Here is an 18789-nt window from a genome sequence, read left to right on the forward strand (position 1 = left end):
ATGCCCATCGAGAACCTGTTCCAGGCGGCTCGGGAGAATGCCCGCACCATCGGCGACCAGCCCGCCGTGGTCTTCGTACCGGACGGACCGGACGGCGACATCCATCGTGAGCTCACGTACAGCGCCCTGGACCGCGGCGCGCGCCGGATCGGCGCCTGGCTGCAACGGCACCGCTCCCCCGGCGACCGCGTGATCCTGCTCTATCCACCCGGCACGGACTTCGTCGAGGCCTTCTTCGGCTGCCTGTACGCCGGCATGACCCCGGTCCCGTCGCCGCTGCCCGGCAACGACGGCCGCGCCGGTCGGCTGCGCACGATCCTCCAGGCCGCGGACGCGTCCACGATCCTCACCGACTCCGGGAACCTCGACGACCTCAGCACCGAGGTGGACCACGGCATCGTCACGACCGCGACCGACGTACCCGACCTGGCCGACGAGAACGCGTGGACCGAGCCGGACGTCGGACCCGACACGCTGGCGTTGCTGCAGTTCACGTCCGGGTCGACGAGCGAACCGCGCGGCGTGATGGTGTCGCACGCGGGCCTGTGGCACAACCTCGGGCTGATCGCCAAGACGTTCGAGCTGGGCACCGGGCTGCGGACCGCCAGTTGGCTGCCGCACTACCACGACATGGGCCTGATCGGCGGCTCACTCACCTCGATCCGGTACGGCGGCACGTTGTGGCTGATGTCGCCGATGAGCTTCCTGCGGGACCCGTTCCGCTGGCTGGCGCTGATCGACCGGTACGACATCGAGATCAGCCCGGCGCCCAACTTCGCCTACGACCTGTGCGTACGACGGATCAAGCCGGAGCGCGCGGCTGCCCTCGACCTGTCCCGCTGGCGGCACGCACTGAACGGCGCCGAGCCGGTGGACCCCGCCACCCTGCGTCGTTTCGTCCGGCACTTCGAGGTGGCAGGGCTGGCGCCGACCGCGATGCGCCCGTGCTACGGCATGGCCGAAGTCGGTCTGCTCGTCACGGGCACCGAGGCCGGGCGGATCAGCGAGCCCGTCCGGGTGGATGCTGCGGCGCTGGAGCGACGGCAGTTCGTGCTCAGCGACGGTGCCGACAGCCACGCACTGGTCGACAGCGGCCCGGTCCCCGAGGACTTCGAGCTGCTGATCGTGGATCCCGGCACGCAGACACCGCTGGCCGACGGGCGGATCGGGGAGATCTGGCTGCGCGGACCGAGCGTTGCCAACGGCTACTGGGGACAGCCCGACGTCACTACCGCCACCTTCGGTGCCTACACGAGCGAGGACGACGGCCCGTACCTGCGGACCGGCGACCTCGGCGTCTGCCACGAGGGCAACCTGTTCGTCACCGGCCGGATCAAGGAGCTGATCATCGTCAACGGCCGCAACATCTACCCGCAGGACCTGGAGCGCCGGCTGCCGATGCTGCACCCGCTGCTGGCGGACGGCGGCTCTGCTGCGTTCGGCGTACCAGGTGAAGGTCAGGAGCGAGTTGTCGTCGTCCAGGAGCTGCGAGCGGCCAACCTGGACGCGGCCGCAGTACAGGCCTTGTCGGACCTGGTGAAGGCGCAGCTGTCGCAGTACTCCGGGACGCCTGTGGCCAATGTCTGCTTCGTAAAGCGGGGCGGTGTGCTGCGGACGACGAGCGGCAAGGTACGGCGGACCGAGATGCGCGAGCAGTTCCGCACCGGGACGCTGCGGTCGGAGTTCGAGGACCTGGAGCCGTCGATCGCCCGCCGGTACCGGGGCGCTCGCGACCTGGCGGGAGTCTGAACGTGTCCGTGAGCCGGCTGCACCTGTGGCGCGGCCGCTCGCCTGCTGTCGTCTCCGCGGCGGATCTCGCCGTCCTCGCAGCCCCGGAGCTGCAGCGGTTCGAGGGGATGCTGGCGGCGGCCGGTGCGCGGTTCGCCGGTTCGCGGGCCGCCGTACGCCGGATCCTCGCCGACTGCCTGGAGGTGGAGCCGAGCCGGCTGGTGATCGGGCGGAAGGCCTGCCCGGGGTGCGGCAGTTCGGAGCACGGGCCGCCGGTGGTGCTCGAGCCGCCGACCACGCTGGAGTTCAGCGTCTCCAGGTCCGGTGACAGCTGGCTGGTCGCCGTTACGGACGGTGTGCCGCTCGGCGTCGACATCGAAGCAGCCGATGCTGTCGACTTCGAACTGGTGTCCCGCTTGGTGATGACTGCTGCTGAGCTGGCTGCGCTGCGTTCGGCGATCGGCGACGAGGAGCGGCGGTCGCTGTTCCTGCGGGTCTGGACGCGCAAGGAGGCCGTGCTGAAGGCAGCCGGCGTCGGTCTGGTGGCTCCTTTGGACCAGATCGACGTCCAGCCGACCAGTGCCGGCCCGGTCCTCGTCCCGCACGAGGGCATGGTGTGGTCGGTGCAGAACGTCGAGCTCGGCACAGAGCATCAAGCGGCTGTCGCGACACCCGCGGATCGACCGGTCGAGCTCTGCTGGCAGCATCTTGCAGTCGTCGGTTCCTGACAGGGCGAGACCCTCCGGTAGGCCGGGTACGACGTCGATACTCGCCAGTGAGAGTCAGTACCTGGGGAGGGCGATGTGAACGACGATCTGATCACTCGATTCCGGTGGCACGCGGCCGACGACCCGGCACGACCCGCCGTGGTCGAGGTCGGCCGCAGCACCACGACTGCGTCGTACGACGACCTGGACGTGGCGGCGCGCGCACTGGCCGGCTGGCTGCGTAGCCAGGCTGCTGTCGGCGACCGGGTGCTGCTGGTGCAGCCCTCCCCGATCGGCTTCGCGAAAGCCTTCCTGGGGTGCCTGTACGCCGGGTGCGTCCCGGTACCGGCTCCGCTGCCGGGCCTGTCGGATCACCACCTCGCTCTCACGACAGGTATCGCGCTGGACGCGGGACCGCGGCTGGTGCTGACAGACACGGCGCATCTCGACCTGGTGGCCGACTGGCTGGTGCAGGACGGTCTGGAGGACCTGGCACTGTTCGCCACGGACCTCGTCGACCTGTCCACGACAGAACCGATCGATCCGGTCTCGCGCTCGAGCGCTGCCGCACTGCTGTACACGTCGACGCCGACCTCCCTGACCGGGCACCTGCTCACGCACGCAGAGCTCGCTGCCGACATCGACCGCCTGGACGCAGCAGTGGACTTCGCCGCCCACGGCACGGTCGGCGGCTGGCTCCTCACGGACCACGGCCCCAGCCTGATCGGTCTGCTCGCGGGTCCGTTGTCGGTCGGAGCCTCCACGGTGCTGATGTCCCCGACCGGCTTCTTCCGGCAACCGCTGCGCTGGCTGCAGCTGATCGACGACTACGACGTACGGCTGACGATGGCGCCTGCCTTCGGGTACGACGTCTGCGTACGCCGGATCCCGGCCGCCGACCTGCAGGCTGTCGACCTGTCCCGGCTGCGGACCGCGCTGATCGGCCCGGACCCGGTGCCTGCGGCAACTATTGCCGCGGTGGCCGACCGGTTCGCTCCGTGCGGTCTGGATCCGCGCGCGCTCACACCGGCGTACGGCCACGGTGTGCGGGTCATCACGGTGTCGCCGCCGGGTGACCGCACCGCCGGACCGCTGGTCGTTGCGGCCGACCAGAAGGCGCTGGAGCGGAACCTTGTGCAGCCGGGCGCCGACGGCGTACCGCTGGTCGGGTGCGGACCGGTCGCGGGCACCGGGCTCCGGATCGTGGATCCGGTCGAAGGGCTGGCGCTGGGCGACGACCTGGTCGGTGAGATCGAGCTGGCCGACGGGAGCCGGACAGGTGAGCTCGGCGCCGTTCACGAGGGGCAGCTGTACCCAACGGGCCGGCTCACCGACCGGCTCGTCATCGACCGCCGCAGCTTGTACGCCGACGAGGTGGAGCGGGCAGTGAATGCGCTTGATCCGCGGTTCGCAGGGCTGTCCGGCTGCGTGTTCGGGATCGACGTACTGCAGGAGCAGGTGGTTGTGCTGCAGGAGGTGCGGCCGGGCATTGCGCTGTCCGAGCTGGAGGCGCTGGCGGCTGTAGTACGCGAGGGCCTGCGGGATCGGCTCCGGGTGCGCGTGGCGAACGTGGTGTTCCTGCGGCCGGGCCAGATCCGCCGCAGCGCCGAGCGGGTGCAGCGCACGCTGATGCGCGACCTGTTCTGTAGCGACGCGCTCGGCCCGCTGCTGGAGACCCTGGGGCGGCGGACCGCGCAGACCTACCGCATCGCGCGATCCGCCGAGACCGCCGGCCGCCCGTGACCTGCTGTCAGGCCGGGTCTGCCTCGCGGGCTTCGAGGAGCGTGTCGTCGCCCATCAGCCAGCCGGCTCGCACAGCCTGTACGCCGGCCTGGAACCTGCTGCGGGCGTCCAGCCGAACCATCAGGTCCGCGGTCATCCGGCGGCACGTCCGCACCGAGACACCCAGCCGGCGGGCCACCACGTCGTCCGTGTGCCCCTCGGCCAGGAGCGCCACGACCACCTGCTCCTGCCGGGTCAGGCCCAGCGCGTCCCGCACCTCGCGCGAGTCCCCGAACGCGCTGCTCTGCTGCCAGGTCACCTCGAACAACGCACACAGCGCCGCCACGACCCCGGCGTCCCGGATCAGCAGTGCGCCCTGTGAGCTGTCCTCGACGTTCATCGGCACCAGCACCGCCTTGCGGTCGGCGATGATCATCCGCAGCGGCAGCGTGACCGCCGTACGGATCTCGGCGCCGTGCTGGTTCATCCACTCGACGTAGCGCGCGGTGGGCCCGTCGTTCACCAGGCTCTCCAGGTACACCGCGCGGACGCGGACGCCGCGGCCCAGCACGGCCTCGTCCAGCGGACGGGCGGCGGCCAGGCTCTGCTCCGACTGCGGGCCGCCGTCGGAGAAGCCCATCAGCTCGGTCTCGACCTCGCCGATCAGGCTCTCCAGCCTGGCCCGCACGTTGTCCACCCCGATCAGCCGCTCCGCACCGGCGTACCCGGTGGCGGCGACCCTGCTGTCGTACTCCGCGACGAACTGCTCGATCGCCGCGCGGCTCGCGGTGACCTCCTTCTGCCGGTCCAGCAGCTCGAGCTCCTGCCGGGTCAGCAGCGGCACCAGGCTCGCCTCCGGATTCACCACGTGCAGCTGCTCCGGCTGCTCCAACGAGTACCGGATCAGGCCCACGTCCAGCAGCTCCCGCACACAGGTCCCGGCGCGCTGCTCCGGCCAGCCGAGCAGCTCGGTCAGCTCCGGCAGCTCGATCCTGGGATGCCGCGCGAGACACCGGTAGGTCTCCTCGGCGTCCGCTGACAGCCCCAACGGTTTCAGCATGCGTTCGTTCAGTGAAGCCTCATTCACCGATTGCCCTCCCCGACGCATCGGCCAATCCACCGAGGGATCATCCCCCCGACCCCGTGCACGCCCGTCCCCGGGCCACAAGCCACGAATTTACCCCGATCCCGGTCCAGACCGCGGGCCGCCGGAGTGTCTCCCGCCGGGACTCCCCCGCACCCCTGTCAACCCATTTCGCCTTGTACCGAAAGGCTTCCGGACCGGCCTGCCCCGTGCGAATGACGGGGCAGGCCGGGAGCTCCACGTCAGAAGGTGACGTCTGAGCACTGGTAGAAGGCGTTGGCCGTGTCGGCGATGGTCCAGACGGCGAGGATCATGTGCCGGCCGCTACGGCCGCCCGGGATTGTGCCGGGGTGGGCCACGTCGTACGGCGGCCGGGCGCCGTTCATCCTGACGGTCAGGAACGGGTTCAGGTCGAGCGCGGCCCGGGTCAGCGGCTGCGCCGGATTCCAGCCCTGCTTGGTGATGTAGTACTTGAAGTCCGTCGTCGAGTGCGGCGCGGTCAGGTGCCACCGGAACGTGAAGCCCTGGCCGCCCTGCAGCCGGGTGGCCGGCCAGGTCCCGCCGCGCTGGTCGTCCAGCTGCGCGAACTGGCCCAGGCCCGCCGAGCACAACTTCCCGTCGGCCGGGCCGCTCTGCGGGAATCCCTTCGGGCCCTCGACGCTCTGCGGCTCCCACTGGATCGGGCCGCAGTTCGTGACGGCTCCCTCCTGACACAACTTCGCCCGGCTGACCGGGGCAGTCGAGTACCCGTGCCCGTAGGCGAGCGGTACCGACGTCGACACCGTCAGCGCCAGCGCGCCGACGGCGATCCCGGCCATCCTGAGCTTCTGTTTCCAGCTCCGCTGAGACAGCATGCGAGCTCCTTCCACTGTTGGGGCGGTGGACAGCGAAGGAAGGCGCCTCTCCTGCTCAATAGAAAACAACCGTTCAAAACTATTGTCAACGGTTCGTGAGCAATCGGATACGGAAAGCTAGATGTTCAGCGCGCCGATCAGCCGCCGGAGCCGATGGTTGTTGGGCAGGTCCTCCACCAGCACGGCCTCACCCCGCGGCCCGCCGAGCGGGACCCGCCAGTTCGGGTACTCGTCCGTCGTACCCGGCTGGTTCTGGGTACGTCGCTCGCCGACAGCGTCCGCTAGCGACACGCCCACCAGCTTGGCCGGCGTGTGAGCGACGTACCGGTGCAGGGCCTCCACGATCCGCTCGACGTCGCCGTCGGTGTTGCTGAGCAGGTGGCGTTCGCGGAGCGCGTTGAGCCAGGCGTCGCGATCCGCCTCGTCCACAGCCAGCTCTTCCGCCACCGGACGGGTCAGCAGACCGAGGCGGTTTCGCAGCTCCACGTGGTCGCCGGCCAGGTACCCGGCGGTCGGCGGCAGGTCGTGCGTGGTGACAGTGGCCAGGCACAGCTCTCGCCACCGCTCCGGCGCCAGCGGCTTCCCGTTCGCGTCACGCTCGAACCACAGGACCGACGTACCCAGCACACCGCGTTCCGTGAGGTAGTCGCGCACCCACGGCTCGACCGTCCCCAGGTCCTCGCCGATCACTGTCACGCCGGCGCGCTGCGCCTCCAGCACCAGGATGCCGACCAGCGCCTCGTGGTCGTACCGCACGTACGTGCCCTCGGTAGGCCGCTCCGGTGACGTCACCCACCACAGCCGGAACATCCCGAGGATGTGGTCGATCCGCAGCCCGCCACCGTGCCGCATCACCGCCCGCACCAGGTCCCGCCAGGCGGCGTATCCGGTCTCGGCGAGCGCGTTCGGGCGCCACGGCGGCTGCGACCAGTCCTGTCCCTGCTGGTTGAACGCGTCCGGCGGCGCGCCGACGTGGATGTTCTGCGCCAGCACGTCCTGCAGCGCCCACGCGTCGGCACCGTCCGGGTGCACACCGACCGCCAGGTCGTGGACGACGCCCAACGCCATCCCGGCCGCCTTCGCCCGTGCCTGCGTGCGGGCCAGCTGCTCGTCGAGCTGCCACTGCAGCCAGCAGTGGAACTCCACCGCATCGGGGTTCTCGTTGCGGAAGGCAACGACAGCCGGTGAGGTCGGCTCCTGCAGCTCCTCCGGCCACTTGCTCCACTCCGGGCCGTGGACGTCGGCCAGCGCGGCCCAGGTGGCGAAATCGATCAGCCCCTGGCTCTCGCGGTCGCAGTACGCCCCGTACTCCGCGATCCGCCCCACCGACGGCTGCACGCGGAACAGCACCTGCAGCGCCTCACGCTTCGCCGCCCACACCGTGTCCCGGTCGAGCGCCGTCGGGTCCTCACTCAGCGCCCGCGCCTGCAGCGCCAGCGCCCGTACCTGGTCGCGCTCCGCCGGCGCCAGGTCGCCGTACTCGTCGATGTCCTCGATCCGGAGGTACACCGGGTTCCCGAACCGCCTGGACGCAGGCAGGTACGGCGACGGCTCCATGCGTCCGGCCAGCTCAGCAGCGTGCAGCGGGTTCACCAGGACGAATCCGGCTCCCAGGTCGTGCGCTGACCACGCGGCGAGGTCAGCCAGGTCGTGCAGGTCGCCGATCCCCCACGAGCGCCGCGAGCGCACGGAGTACAGCTGCAGCACCCAGCCCCACGTCCGGTGCAGCTTCTCCGGCTCCAGCTTCCGCGGCGTCACGATCAGTGTGCTGACCGAGATCTCCGGGTTGCTGCCGATCCGCGCGCACAGCCGGTGGTACCCGAGCGGAAGGTCGCCCGGCAACTGGAACGTCGCCTCACCGACCTGTACGCCGTCGACCCACTCCGGCTCGACCCAGTGGTCCTGCTGCGGGATGTCCCGCCGCTGACCGCCGTCCTCCAGGTCGACCCACACCTCCGCGGTCGACCCGTGCGGCAGGTGTACGGCGAACCAGGGCGTCCAGCCCTCCCGCATCACGACGGTCGCGGGCAGCGTACGGCGCCAGCGCGCCTGCTGGTGCTCAGCCAGCGCCAGGGCCGCCTTTTCCGGCGTCGACGCGTCCACACCGAGTGCGGCGAGGACATCGGCCACGACCTCGCTGGAGACGATCACGTGCTCGCCCTGCCAGTTCCAGTACTCCGTGGCCACGCCATGGGCCACTGCGAGCTCGACAAGGGCCGGAGTGGGAGCTGTCACCCCAGCGAGTCTGCCGTATCAACCGCGTCGACGGCCAAACGGCGCGCGTTTCCCTAGTCGTTCGAATGCCGTCGGGTGAGGATCAGCACCGCCAGCAGCAGCACGCCGCTGGCCACGACCAGCCCGATCGCCACGCCGGCCAGGTTGTCGGTCAGCTGGTACAGCGCGGTCGGCCAGATGACCAGGAGGATCGCGCAGCCCACCACGGCGTACGCCGAACGCCGGGTCCACCCGTACGCCACCAGCAGTGCGGCCGGTCCCGCCGTACCGACGGCGAGCGCCATGATCTCGCCGCGCTCCTGCACCAGCCAGCAGATCGAGGAGCTGAACATCGCCGCTCCGGCCAGTGACCACGACGTCACCTGATCGCGCACCAGGCCGAGCATCGCGAACACGAACGCGACGACGATGAACCCGGTCCCGGCGATCCCCGCGCTGTTCGCGGCCGGCCCGGTGTCCGGAGTGAGGACATCTGCCGTGATCACCAACACACCCACGGCCAGGATCCCGAACGTTGCCACCAGCAACGACGACTCCTTGAGCCACCACAGCCCGCCCGCGGCCAGGGCCAGCGCGACCGCCACCCCTGCCACCCGCCCGGCCTCCCCCTCGATCGCCACGTACGTCGCGAACCCGGCCACGCAGCACCCTAGCGCCGCGAGCGCCGCGCTCAGCTGGCCGCGGCGTCCCAGCAGCGCCAGTACGACGGCCACGCCGAGCAGTACCACCGCGGCCGTGGCGCCGGTGGTGATCCGCGCCGCCCGGCCCATCTCGCCCCAGTTCGCCAAGGTCAGCAGCGCGACCGCGCCGAGCAGCAGCGCGCCGCCGATGTACCCGAGCACCTCGACCAGCGCGTTCGTCCGGGCCGCGGGCGGCTTCGCCGGAGGCTGCTTGCGCTCGGGCTCCGGCGGCTCCTCGGGTGGCCGGCGCCGGCCGGGGTCGGCGAGCGCCGCGTCGATCTCCGCGTCGGCGGCGTCCCGGATCGAGTCGGCCTGGTACTGGCGCAGCACACCAGCACTCACGAGCCTGGACAGCTCGTCGTCCAGCCGGCTCGACATGCGATCGCTTCTCCTTGTCAGCCCTACTACCATCAGGCGGCGAGATGCCTATTCTGACCAGCTACCTTGCGTCCCTAGTCAATCACCCCCTGTTTTCGCTCCCGGAGGCGTTCCCGACGTTCTTCCGGATGGGCTCGGACGGCAAACTCGAGGTGACCGACCAGATCGTGGTCGTGCCGGCCCGGATCGCCGGGCTGATCATCGGCTTCTTCGTGCTCCGCTGGCTGCTGCACAAGATCATCCGCCGGTTCGCCCGCCGGACCGGGAACGGCGCCGTCGCCGGCGTGCTGTCCAAGTCGAAGCTCGGCCAGGGGTTCGTGGAGAGCACACTCGCCACCGAGCGCCGCGCCCAGCGCGCCGAGACGATCGCGTCGCTGCTGTGCAGCGCGGTCACGATCGTGCTGACCGCCGTACTCGTGGTCATGGTGCTGGCCGAGCTCGGCTTCAACATCCTCCCGGTGATCGCGTCCGCGAGCATCATCGGCGTCGCGCTCGGCTTCGGCGCGCAGACGCTGGTGAAGGACTTCCTGGCCGGCGTGTTCATGATCTTCGAGGACCAGTACGGCGTCGGCGACCTGATCGACATGGAGAAGGCGACCGGCGTGGTGGTCGCGGTCGGCCTCCGGATCACCACCCTCCGCGGCGAGGACGGCACCACCTGGTACGTCCGCAACGGCGAGGTCCTCCGCGTCGGCAACATGACCACCCGCGACCCCAACAGCACCGGCTCCTCCGGCGTAGGCTCCGGCACCGAAAAAGAAGAGGAAGCCGCCAAGACCGACGAAAGCACGGCGACCGGAAAGCCAGACGGAACCCGAGCCTGAGGCCGGACCGCCAGAGCGCGTGCTCGCCGAGTCGTGCGCAAAGGTTCCGGGCCGGTTCGCCCAGTCGTGGATTCTGGCTGCCCCGGCGCCGCCAGAATCCACGACTCGACGAACCCGGAGCGCCGCGGTTCATTCGCGGCCGGCCGGCTCCTCAGGGCCGACGGAAGTGCGGCGACCGGAAAGCCGGGCGGAAGCCGAGCTTGAGGTAAAGGCGTTCCGCGTCGGACCCTGCAATCACCTGGAGCGTCAGGCGCCCGCCGGCGGCGTCTCGTTGGGCCTGGGTTAGTAGTTTTGTGGCCAGGCCCTGGGTGCGGTACTGCGGTTTGGTGGCGACTGCGTAGATGCCTGTGATCGGGCCGGTTCGTAGTACGAGGGTGGTTGAGGCCGGGGCGCCGTTTACCCGCAGCAGGTAGAGGGACTGGTCGGGGGCTCGGTAGTTCTGCAGGGCGCGGTCGGCGAACATCTTCTGCCACCAGTCGTAGTCCGGCTCGCCCACCTCCAGGAACGCCGCACTCTGGACCTCGGCGAACGCCAGCGCGTCCTCGTCCGAGTCGACAGGCGCAACTGGTTCTCCCAGGACCGCCCCGACCGATGCCTCCAGATGGACCAGAACCTCCGCCGGCTCGAACCCGGCCGCAGCCAGCCGCGCCTCCCAGCCGGCCCCGCTCCACGGGACCAGCCGCACGCAACCGACCCGCTCCGGCAGCATCGCATCGGCCGACAGCGGGATCCACGCGGAGAACTCCTCCGACTCCCCGATCACCTCGACGGCGGCAGCGGAGCGCCGTACCTCTCCGCGATGCGCCGCGAGAAACGCCAGATGGTTGTCGAGCAGCGCCTCATCCATGAGAAGCAGTCTGCTCGGCCCTACCGACAAAACCGACGCCTCCCGCGCAGCAGCGTGGGAGGCGTCGGGTGTCGAGTGATCAGGCCGTGAAGGTGACGTCCAGCTCGATCGGCACCCCGGTCAGCGCCTGCGACACCGGGCAGTTCTTCTTCGCGCCCTCGGCGAACTCCGCGAACTGGTCGGCGGTCAGGCCCGGCACGTTGCCGTTCACCGACAGCTTGATGCCGGTGATGCCCTCACCCGGCTGGAAGGTCACGTCGGCCTGGGTGTCCAGCGACGCCGGCGGGTTGCCGGCCTGCGCCAGCGCGTGCGACAGCGCCATCGAGAAGCAGGCCGAGTGCGCGGCGCCGAGCAGCTCCTCGGGGCTGGTCCGGCCGCTGGCCTCCGGCTCGGTGCGGGCGGCCCAGGTCACGTCGAAGGAGCCGAGAGCGGAGGACTCCAGGTTGACCTGACCGCCTCCCTCCAGCAGCGAACCTTCCCAGTGGGCCTTGGCGGTACGGGTAGCAGCCATGCTCGTGTTGTCTCCTTTGAGGAAAGTCAGCGGCCGGACACGTCGATCGCGCCCGGGTACTGCGGTTCGTCGGTGTTCACCATGCTGTGCGCGGCCATCACCATGTAGCGCCAGATCTCCTCGTCCCGTTCCGGGGACAGGGCGATCTCGTCGAGCGCGGCTCGCATGTGGCCGAGCCAGCGGTCCCGTGCGCTCGGGGTGACGGCGAACGGGGCGTGCCGCATCCGCAGCCGGGGGTGCCCGCGCTGCTCGGAGTACGTCTTGGGGCCGCCCCAGTACTGCTCCAGGAACATCCGGAAACGCACCTCGGCCGGACCGAGGTCCTCCTCCGGGTACATCGCCCGCAGCTCCGGGTCGGCGGCGACACCGCGGTAGAACGCTGCCACCAGCCGGTGGAAGGTGTCCGCCCCACCGACGGCGTCGTAGAAGCTCTGCTGCTCAGTCATCTTGGATCTAGTCTCTCAAGTGCTCACAACGTGCTTCAGCAGGGCTACCCGTTCGGCGTCACCCAGGGGTCGTTTCGCGTGCGTCGTACCGTCCACGGCGACCAGCACCGACTCCGCCTTGGCGTACACGTCCTCGCCGTCGCCGCTGCGGTCGACGATCCAGGAGCGGAGCGTGTACGACGACATACCGACCGCGTCGACCCATACGTCCACGTCGTACGGCGGGTGCCGCAGCAGGATCGGCCGCAGGTAGTCGACCGTCTGGCTGACCAGCACGCAGGGGTACTGCGCGAAGAAGTCGCCGGTCGTCTCCAGCAGCTGCGCGAGGAACGCGATCCGCGCCTCCTGCAGGTAGTCGAAGTACCGCACGTTGTTCACGTGGTCGTAGGAGTCGATGTCCGACCACCGGACCAGCACCGGATGCGTGAACCTCATGCGCCCACCAGCTTCTCGAGGGCCGTGCGCTCCACCGGGGTGATCCGGCGCAGGCGGTTGGCGGCGAAGTCGAACGGGACCAGCCTGGTGCGCGCCTCGACATAGGTACGGCGCTCCGGCTCGGCGTCGAGGATCTCGTAGTCGACCGTGAACGACGCGGCCTTGATCTCGCTGATCCACAGCTCGATCCGCACCGGCTCCGGCCGGAAGCGCAGCGGCGCGCGGTACTGCACCTCGTGCCGGGCCACCAACAGGCCGGTCTCGAGGTTGTCGGCACCGAGCTCCTTCGCGGTCCGGAACAGGAAGTCCACACGGGCGTCCTGCAGGTAGTCGACGTACCGGCCGTTGTTCACATGGCCGAGCGCGTCCATGTCGCCCCAGCGCAACGGGCAGTGGTAGACGTGGCGGTTGTGATGATCCACACGGCGATCATCGCATCCGGGGTACTTCCCCGGTGACTGACCGTGGGTAATGTCATCTTCTGCAGACCAGTGCACCGATTGGAGTGGTTGATGAGCGAGCAGCGGGTGGCGATCGTGACCGGGGGCGCCCGGGGAATCGGCGCGGCCGTCGCGCAGCGCCTCGCCGCGGACGGGAACGCCGTCGCCGTCATCGACCTCGACGAGGCTGCCTGCGGCGCGACCGTCCAGGCGATCACCGACGCCGGCGGGAAGGCGATCGCGGTCGGCGCCGACGTCAGCAAGTCCGACCAGGTCGCGGCCGCCGTCGAGCGGGTCGTCGCCGAGCTCGGCGCGCCGACGATCCTGGTGAACAACGCGGGCGTGCTGCGCGACAACCTGCTGTTCAAGATGTCCGAGGACGACTGGGACACGGTCATGTCGGTGCACCTCAAGGGCAGCTTCCTGATGTCGAAGGCCTGCCAGGCGCACATGGTCGAGGCCGGGTACGGCCGGATGGTCTTCCTGTCGTCGACCTCCGCACTGGGCAACCGCGGCCAGGCGAACTACGCGTCCGCGAAGGCGGGTCTGCAGGGCCTCGCGAAGACGCTGGCCATCGAGCTGGGCAAGTTCGGCATCACCGCGAACGCGATCGCCCCAGGCTTCATCGAGACCGACATGACCGCGGCCACCGCGGCCCGCGTCGGTGTCGACTTCGAGGAGTTCAAGAAGGCCACCGCCGCGACCATCCCGGTGCAGCGAACCGGGAAGCCGGAGGACATCGCGGCCGCGGCCTCGTTCTTCTGCAGCGAGGAGGCCGGGTTCGTGTCCGGTCAGGTGTTGTACGTCGCCGGCGGACCGCGGAACTAGGGGGCGGGCGACATGCCGCAGACCTTCACCGGCGTCGACGAGGTGGTCCACGCGGTCGGCACCCAGCTGGGCGAGACCGAGTGGCTGGAGATCACCCAGGAGCAGGTGAACCAGTTCGCGGAGGCCACCGGTGACCACCAGTGGATCCACGTCGACGTCGAGCGTGCCGCCAAGGGCCCGTACGGCGGCACCATTGCGCACGGCTACCTGACGCTCAGCCTGATCGCGCGCTTCGGCGACGAGCTTTTCAAGGTCGACGGCGTGACCGCGAAACTCAACTACGGCGTCAACAAGGTCCGCTTCCCGGCCCCGGTCCCGGTCGGCACCCGGGTCCGTGCCGGCGCCTCGATCGCCAACGCGGTCGAGACCCCGGCGGGCGTCCAGGTGTCCCTCAACTGGGTCATCGAACTCGAGAACTCCACGAAGCCCGCCTGCGTCGCCGAGACCGTCGTACTGCTGGTCCCCTAGAGGGGGCAGATCAGTACGGCGTGCGTGGCGATCCGGTGGTAGCCGAGCCACTCGTTGACGGCGAGCATCGGGGTGTTGCCGTCGTAGTTCGCGGTGTAGGCGCCCTCGACGCCGGCGTCCGCGGCGCGGTGCAGCGCGGCGGCCTTGACCAGCTTGGCGAGACCGCGGCCACGGTACTGCGGCATCGTGGACGTCATCTTCGACCAGATCCGGGTGTGGTCGCCGAGGCTCAACGTGAACGCGACGATCTCGCCCTGGTACACGGCGGCGACGCTCAGGTCGAGCACAGTGTCCTGCGAGTTCCACACCGCGGCCAGCCATTCGTCGTACGGCCGGGTGGAGATCTTGGCGTCGCCGGGTTTGGTGCGCTGGGCAACCATGTCGGCGACGTACAGCAGGTGCGGATCGACGTCGGTGAGCGGCACCAGCGCGACCTGGCTCGGCGCCTCGGGCTGCGGCGGAATCTTCCGCGGATCGATGCCCGCGTAGACCACCTGCCGGGTCTGCCGGTACCCGAACCGCTGCGCCCACTCGACCGCGCGCGGGTCCGCGAACACCCGCGCCGTGGTCGCCCCGGCGGTGCGCAGGTTGGCGTGCGTTGCCTCCAGCAACCGCGTGCCGATCCCCTGCCGCCGGTACTCCGGCCGGACCAGCAGCCGCAGTTCGCCGTCCAATGGATCCGATCCGCCGATCAGCCCGGTCGTTGCCCAACCCACCAGTTCGTCGTCGACGAGAGCCGCGAACGTTCCACGCCCCGGAACGGTCGGCGTACCGAGCCGGCGGACCAGGCTCCCGCGGGTGACGACCAGGTACGGCACGAGCGCGTCGTGCAGAGCGACCGCCGCGTCCACATCCCCCGGTCCAGCCGCCCTGATCTCCATCCGAACTCCTTGGGCACTCCAACAGCTCAGTACCCAGGAATCTAACGTCGCTTCAGGTGCATACCAGAAGTGACGGCATTACAGGTGTGTCTCAGAGCGTCCTTAGCAGGCCGTGTTCGGTCTGGACCCGGTGGTAACCGAGCCAGTTGTTGATGGCAAGCATCGGGCCGTTCTCGTCGTCGTTGGAGGTGTACGCCGAGGTGATCCCGGCCGCTGCCGCGCGCCGCAGCGCGACCGACTTCACCAGCTTCGCGAGACCCTTCCCGCGGTGGGCCGGAACCGTACCGGTCATCCCCGACCACATCCGGTCGCGGTCGGTCTCGACCACGGTGAACGACGCCACCTCGGCACCCGCCATCGCGGCGACGCTGAGCGACTTGTCGATCGACGGGCTGTTCCAGATCTCCTCGAGCCACTGGTCGTACTCGACCGCGTCCAGCGGCGAGTCGCTCGGTTCGTCGAGCGACGCGATCGTGTCGGCCGTGTACGCCGCCCGCGGATCCAGGCCGTCGAACGAGATCAGCTCGATACCCTCGGGCGTCGACGGCTGCTCGGGCAGCGACGTCAGCTCGACGCCGGCGAAGTGCATCTGCCGCGTCCCGTCGTACCCACGGTCGTGCGCGAACGCGAGGCTGTCGGGCTGCACGAACGTCCGCACCCGGACCGCGCCGACCTCGGTGAGGTGCTGGTGCAGGCGGTCGGCCAGCTCGCTGCCGATGCCCTGCTTGCGGTGATCCGGATGCACGTAGACGCTCAGTTCCGCCTGGCCTGGCGTGCTCGTCCACACGTTGAGGCCTGCGGAAGCCCAGGCGACGACCTCGCCCGCGTGTTCGGCGACCAGCGGCAGGAACCGCTCGCCCGGCGACTGGACGGTGATCATGTGCCGCGTCGCCGCGGGCGACATCACCTTGTACGGCGCCACCACCCGCCGGACCGCCGCGACCGCCTCCGCGTCGTCCGCCACCGCCTGCCGTACCACCGCCCGAGTCCTCATGCCCGGACCCTAGCCAGCACGTCGTACGCACGCCACGGATTAAGAGACGTGATCGCGCGATTCCCGTGATTCGGATGTGCGGCCGACTCGTAATAGAGTGACGCGGTGCTGTCGGACTGAATGCCCCGACCGCCGGAAGTGCCATCGTGGTTGCACGCGACGGGGTCACCGGCGGCGGGGCGTCCGCATCTACTCCTTGACCACACCGGTCAGTCAGGAGTAAACACTCGATATGCAGATTACCGACGGCGCCGCGGCCGCCCGCACCCTCGCCGGCCTGATGGTCTCCGACGGCCCGCGCCCCGAGTTCGCCGAGGCGTTCCGCCCGTTCGCCCCGCTGATCGGCAGCTGGGACCTCGACGTCGCCTGGTACGACGAGACCGGCGCGGTCACCCGCCGTACCCAGGGTGAATGGCACTTCGCGTGGGCGCTCGACGGCCGCGCGGTCGCGGACATCTGGATCACCCCGAGCCGCGCCGCCCGGGCCACCGACGGCGACGGCGAGTGGGGCCTGTCGATCCGCATCCACGACCCGGAACTGCAGGCGTTCCGCTCGACCTGGATGGGCCCGAAGGCGGCGTTCGTGATGCCGTTCGTCGCGCACGCGACCGCGGACACGATCACGCTCGAGTCGCAGACCGCGAACACCCGCTGGGAGTTCACCGGGATCACCGCGGCCGGATTCCACTGGCGCAACGAGGACATCGATGCCGACGGCAAGGTCATCCTCCGCCAGACCTTCGTGGCCACCCGCAGGCCCTAGACGATCCCGCCGTTCAGCGTGAGGCCGCCGTCGATGGTGACGGTCTGGCCGGTGATCCACGACGCCTCGTCGGACAGCAGGAACCACACCAGCGACGCGACGTCCTCCGGCCGGCCCAACCGCCCCAGCGGGTACGTCGCCGCGACCTTGTCCTCACGCCCCTCGTAGAGGGCGCCGGCGAACTTGGTCTTCACCACCGCCGGAGCCACAGCGTTCACCCGGATCTCCGGAGCCAGCTCGACCGCCAGCTCTTGCGTGACTCGCGACAGCATCGCCTTGGTCGCGCCGTACCACCCGATGCCCGGCGACGGCGCGAGACCGGCCACCGAGGACAGGTTCACCACAGCGCCGCCGTGTTCGCGCATCCACGCGTCCCGGCAGGCCCTCACCCAGGCGATCGCGGCGAGCACGTTGGTGTCGACCATCTTGCCCGCCACCGCCGGGTCGACGTCCAGCAGCTTCCCGTAGATCGGGTTGATGCCGGTGTTGTTCACCAGCAGGTCCACCGAGCCGTACGTCGCCACGGCCGCGGCGACCACCTGCGACCGGTGCTCCGGGTCCGCCGCCTTCCCGGCGACCGCCAGCGCGTGCTCCCGGCCGCCCAGGGCCTCGACCGCCTGGTCGAGGGTCTCCTGGGTCCGGCCGGTGATGACGACGCGGGCGCCGTCGGCAACCAGCCGCTGGGCGATCGCCAGCCCGATCCCGCGGGACGCTCCGGTGATGATCGCCGTCCGGCCATGCATCAACTGAGGCGCTCCAGGACGATCGCCATTCCCTGGCCGCCGCCGACGCACATCGTCTCGAGCCCGAACTGCTTGTCCTCGAACTGCAGCCCGTTGACCAGCGTGGTCATGATCCGCGCACCGGTCGATCCGAACGGGTGGCCGAGCGCGATCGCGCCGCCGTGCACGTTGAGCTTGTCCTCGTCGATGCCGAGCTCGCGCGCCGACCCGATCACCTGGACGGCGAACGCCTCGTTGATCTCGACCAGGTCGATGTCGTTGATGCTCATCCCGGCCCGCGCCAGTGCCTGCTTGGACGCCTCGACCGGACCGAGGCCCATGATCTCCGGCGACAGGCCGCTGACCCCGGTCGACACGATCCGCGCCAGCGGGGTCAGGCCGAGCTCGCGGGCCTTGGTGTCGCTCATGATCACGACCGCCGCGGCGCCGTCGTTCAGCGGGCAGCAGTTCCCGGCGGTCACGGTGCCGTCGGGGCGGAACACCGGCTGCAGCTGGCTGACCTTCTCGAGCGTCGTACCGGCCCGGGGCCCGTCGTCCTTGCTGACCACGGTCCCGTCGGGCAGCGTCACCGGCGTGATCTCCCGCTCGAAGAAGCCGTTGTTGATCGCCTTCTCCGCCAGGTTCTGCGAGCGGACGCCGAACGCGTCCTGGTCCTCGCGACTGATGCCTCGCAGCGTCGCGACGTTCTCCGCGGTCTGGCCCATCGCGATGTAGATGTCCGGGATCAGCCTCTCCTCGCGCGGGTCGTGCCAGGTCTCGTTCGTCTCGGCGTACTTCTCGGTGCGCGCGACCGCGTCGGTGAAGACCGGGTTGAACGAGCTCGGGTCGCCGACCCCGGCGGAGCCGAAGTTCTTGTACCGCGACACGCACTCGACGCCGGCGCTGACGAAGATGTCGCCCTCGCCGGACTTGATCGCGTGGTACGCCATCCGCGCGGTCTGCGTCGACGACGCGCAGAACCGGTTCACCGTCGTCGCCGGCGTGTTGTCCCAGCCGAGCTGGACCGCGACCCGGCGCGCCATGTTCCCGCCGTGCTCGTCGTGCGGCTCCGCACAGCCCAGCGCGAGGTCCTCGATCTGGTCGCCGGTCAGCCCGGCCTTGTCGACCGCTGCCTTGATCATCTGGACGGCGAGGTCGTCCGGGCGGATCGTGGTCAGCGATCCCTTGTACGCACGCCCGATCGGCGACCGGGCCGTGGACACGATGACTGCTTCAGGCATC

At 70.0% G+C, this 18789-nt stretch carries 20 protein-coding genes; 7 read left to right on the forward strand and 13 right to left on the reverse strand.

All coding sequences use genetic code 11. The annotated features are described in order from the left end of the window. The 3 genes from ABN611_RS00815 to ABN611_RS00825 all read left to right on the forward strand — a co-directional run bounded on the left by ABN611_RS00815 (window position 1) and on the right by ABN611_RS00825 (window position 4178). Entirely contained in the window at window positions 1-1749 is a 1749-nt protein-coding gene (locus tag ABN611_RS00815) for a fatty acyl-AMP ligase (RefSeq protein WP_350277778.1), read from the forward strand. Between the two features lie 2 nt (window positions 1750-1751). Continuing rightward, window positions 1752-2456, forward strand: a complete 705-nt coding sequence (locus ABN611_RS00820; RefSeq protein ID WP_350277779.1) for a 4'-phosphopantetheinyl transferase superfamily protein — start codon at window positions 1752-1754, stop codon at window positions 2454-2456. A 75-nt stretch (window positions 2457-2531) separates the two neighbouring features. Then, the gene (locus tag ABN611_RS00825) at window positions 2532-4178 is read left to right on the forward strand and encodes an AMP-binding protein (RefSeq protein WP_350277780.1); all 1647 of its coding nucleotides are present in this window, start codon (window positions 2532-2534) and stop codon (window positions 4176-4178) included. Between the two features lie 7 nt (window positions 4179-4185). Here the strand turns inward: ABN611_RS00825 and ABN611_RS00830 are convergent, their stop codons facing one another. The 4 genes from ABN611_RS00830 to ABN611_RS00845 form a co-directional block, all read right to left on the reverse strand. Beyond that, on the reverse strand, window positions 4186-5217 hold the full coding sequence (locus ABN611_RS00830) for a LuxR C-terminal-related transcriptional regulator (RefSeq protein WP_350277781.1): 1032 nt from the start codon (window positions 5215-5217) through the stop codon (window positions 4186-4188). A gap of 266 nt (window positions 5218-5483) precedes the next feature. After that, window positions 5484-6095, reverse strand: a complete 612-nt coding sequence (locus tag ABN611_RS00835; protein WP_350277782.1) for a lytic polysaccharide monooxygenase — start codon at window positions 6093-6095, stop codon at window positions 5484-5486. Window positions 6096-6212: 117 nt separating this feature from the next. Further along, on the reverse strand, window positions 6213-8330 hold the full coding sequence (gene malQ, locus ABN611_RS00840) for a 4-alpha-glucanotransferase (protein ID WP_350277783.1): 2118 nt from the start codon (window positions 8328-8330) through the stop codon (window positions 6213-6215). Between the two features lie 53 nt (window positions 8331-8383). Next, on the reverse strand, window positions 8384-9388 hold the full coding sequence (locus tag ABN611_RS00845; RefSeq protein WP_350277784.1) for a hypothetical protein: 1005 nt from the start codon (window positions 9386-9388) through the stop codon (window positions 8384-8386). 44 nt (window positions 9389-9432) lie between these two features. On the opposite strand from ABN611_RS00845, the gene ABN611_RS00850 reads away from it, so the two are divergent. Beyond that, entirely contained in the window at window positions 9433-10212 is a 780-nt protein-coding gene (locus tag ABN611_RS00850) for a mechanosensitive ion channel domain-containing protein (RefSeq protein WP_350277785.1), read from the forward strand. 151 nt (window positions 10213-10363) lie between these two features. On the opposite strand, the gene ABN611_RS00855 is transcribed toward ABN611_RS00850, so the two are convergent. The 5 genes from ABN611_RS00855 to ABN611_RS00875 all read right to left on the reverse strand — a co-directional run bounded on the left by ABN611_RS00855 (window position 10364) and on the right by ABN611_RS00875 (window position 12873). Next, window positions 10364-11059, reverse strand: coding sequence for a GNAT family N-acetyltransferase (locus tag ABN611_RS00855; RefSeq protein ID WP_350277786.1), 696 nt, complete (start codon window positions 11057-11059; stop codon window positions 10364-10366). Window positions 11060-11138: 79 nt separating this feature from the next. Continuing rightward, window positions 11139-11570 (reverse strand): OsmC family protein, encoded by a 432-nt coding sequence (locus ABN611_RS00860; RefSeq protein ID WP_350277787.1) that lies wholly within the window; start codon window positions 11568-11570, stop codon window positions 11139-11141. A 26-nt stretch (window positions 11571-11596) separates the two neighbouring features. Next, window positions 11597-12016 carry a globin gene (locus ABN611_RS00865; RefSeq protein ID WP_350277788.1) on the reverse strand — a complete coding sequence of 140 codons (420 nt, stop codon included), beginning with the start codon at window positions 12014-12016 and terminating at the stop codon, window positions 11597-11599. A 15-nt stretch (window positions 12017-12031) separates the two neighbouring features. Beyond that, entirely contained in the window at window positions 12032-12451 is a 420-nt protein-coding gene (locus ABN611_RS00870) for an acyl-CoA thioesterase (protein WP_350277789.1), read from the reverse strand. After that, window positions 12448-12873, reverse strand: coding sequence for a thioesterase family protein (locus ABN611_RS00875; RefSeq protein ID WP_350277790.1), 426 nt, complete (start codon window positions 12871-12873; stop codon window positions 12448-12450). The genes ABN611_RS00870 and ABN611_RS00875 overlap by 4 nt, the downstream gene beginning before the upstream one ends. Window positions 12874-12963: 90 nt before the next feature. Between ABN611_RS00875 and fabG the strand changes: the two genes are divergently transcribed. After that, complete coding sequence (gene fabG / locus ABN611_RS00880; RefSeq protein WP_350277791.1) at window positions 12964-13719, forward strand: 3-oxoacyl-ACP reductase FabG; 756 nt, start codon at window positions 12964-12966, stop codon at window positions 13717-13719. Between the two features lie 12 nt (window positions 13720-13731). Continuing rightward, on the forward strand, window positions 13732-14187 hold the full coding sequence (locus ABN611_RS00885; RefSeq protein WP_350277792.1) for a MaoC family dehydratase: 456 nt from the start codon (window positions 13732-13734) through the stop codon (window positions 14185-14187). Here ABN611_RS00885 and ABN611_RS00890 read toward each other — a convergent pair. Beyond that, entirely contained in the window at window positions 14184-15068 is an 885-nt protein-coding gene (locus ABN611_RS00890; RefSeq protein WP_350277793.1) for a GNAT family N-acetyltransferase, read from the reverse strand. The two genes, ABN611_RS00885 and ABN611_RS00890, sit on opposite strands and share 4 nt — an antisense overlap. A 91-nt stretch (window positions 15069-15159) precedes the next feature. Next, window positions 15160-16062: a GNAT family N-acetyltransferase gene (locus ABN611_RS00895; protein ID WP_350277794.1), complete on the reverse strand. Its 903-nt coding sequence runs from the start codon at window positions 16060-16062 to the stop codon at window positions 15160-15162. A gap of 232 nt (window positions 16063-16294) precedes the next feature. Between ABN611_RS00895 and ABN611_RS00900 the strand changes: the two genes are divergently transcribed. Next, a complete protein-coding gene (locus tag ABN611_RS00900; RefSeq protein WP_350277795.1) occupies window positions 16295-16825 on the forward strand; it encodes a hypothetical protein in 531 nt (176 codons plus the stop codon). Here the strand turns inward: ABN611_RS00900 and ABN611_RS00905 are convergent. Continuing rightward, on the reverse strand, window positions 16822-17568 hold the full coding sequence (locus ABN611_RS00905; RefSeq protein ID WP_350277796.1) for an SDR family oxidoreductase: 747 nt from the start codon (window positions 17566-17568) through the stop codon (window positions 16822-16824). The two genes, ABN611_RS00900 and ABN611_RS00905, sit on opposite strands and share 4 nt — an antisense overlap. Continuing rightward, complete coding sequence (locus ABN611_RS00910) at window positions 17568-18788, reverse strand: acetyl-CoA C-acetyltransferase (RefSeq protein ID WP_350277797.1); 1221 nt, start codon at window positions 18786-18788, stop codon at window positions 17568-17570. The genes ABN611_RS00905 and ABN611_RS00910 overlap by 1 nt, the downstream gene beginning before the upstream one ends. Window position 18789 lies beyond the last annotated feature (1 nt).

The organism is Kribbella sp. HUAS MG21, assembly GCF_040254265.1.
GTDB lineage: Bacteria > Actinomycetota > Actinomycetes > Propionibacteriales > Kribbellaceae > Kribbella.

Excerpts from the sequence above, each read along its gene's own strand:
- ABN611_RS00910 (WP_350277797.1), bottom strand. The coding sequence starts at position 18,788 with ATGCCTGAAGCAGTCATCGTGTCCACGGCCCGGTCGCCGATCGGGCGT.
- ABN611_RS00905 (WP_350277796.1), bottom strand. The coding sequence starts at position 17,568 with ATGCATGGCCGGACGGCGATCATCACCGGAGCGTCCCGCGGGATCGGG.
- ABN611_RS00895 (WP_350277794.1), bottom strand. The coding sequence starts at position 16,062 with ATGAGGACTCGGGCGGTGGTACGGCAGGCGGTGGCGGACGACGCGGAG.
- fabG (WP_350277791.1), top strand. The coding sequence starts at position 12,964 with ATGAGCGAGCAGCGGGTGGCGATCGTGACCGGGGGCGCCCGGGGAATC.
- ABN611_RS00870 (WP_350277789.1), bottom strand. The coding sequence starts at position 12,451 with ATGAGGTTCACGCATCCGGTGCTGGTCCGGTGGTCGGACATCGACTCC.
- ABN611_RS00885 (WP_350277792.1), top strand. The coding sequence starts at position 13,732 with ATGCCGCAGACCTTCACCGGCGTCGACGAGGTGGTCCACGCGGTCGGC.
- ABN611_RS00890 (WP_350277793.1), bottom strand. The coding sequence starts at position 15,068 with ATGGAGATCAGGGCGGCTGGACCGGGGGATGTGGACGCGGCGGTCGCT.
- ABN611_RS00900 (WP_350277795.1), top strand. The coding sequence starts at position 16,295 with ATGCAGATTACCGACGGCGCCGCGGCCGCCCGCACCCTCGCCGGCCTG.
- ABN611_RS00855 (WP_350277786.1), bottom strand. The coding sequence starts at position 11,059 with ATGGATGAGGCGCTGCTCGACAACCATCTGGCGTTTCTCGCGGCGCAT.
- ABN611_RS00860 (WP_350277787.1), bottom strand. The coding sequence starts at position 11,570 with ATGGCTGCTACCCGTACCGCCAAGGCCCACTGGGAAGGTTCGCTGCTG.
- ABN611_RS00815 (WP_350277778.1), top strand. The coding sequence starts at position 1 with ATGCCCATCGAGAACCTGTTCCAGGCGGCTCGGGAGAATGCCCGCACC.
- ABN611_RS00850 (WP_350277785.1), top strand. The coding sequence starts at position 9,433 with ATGCCTATTCTGACCAGCTACCTTGCGTCCCTAGTCAATCACCCCCTG.
- ABN611_RS00830 (WP_350277781.1), bottom strand. The coding sequence starts at position 5,217 with ATGCTGAAACCGTTGGGGCTGTCAGCGGACGCCGAGGAGACCTACCGG.
- ABN611_RS00835 (WP_350277782.1), bottom strand. The coding sequence starts at position 6,095 with ATGCTGTCTCAGCGGAGCTGGAAACAGAAGCTCAGGATGGCCGGGATC.
- ABN611_RS00845 (WP_350277784.1), bottom strand. The coding sequence starts at position 9,388 with ATGTCGAGCCGGCTGGACGACGAGCTGTCCAGGCTCGTGAGTGCTGGT.
- ABN611_RS00865 (WP_350277788.1), bottom strand. The coding sequence starts at position 12,016 with ATGACTGAGCAGCAGAGCTTCTACGACGCCGTCGGTGGGGCGGACACC.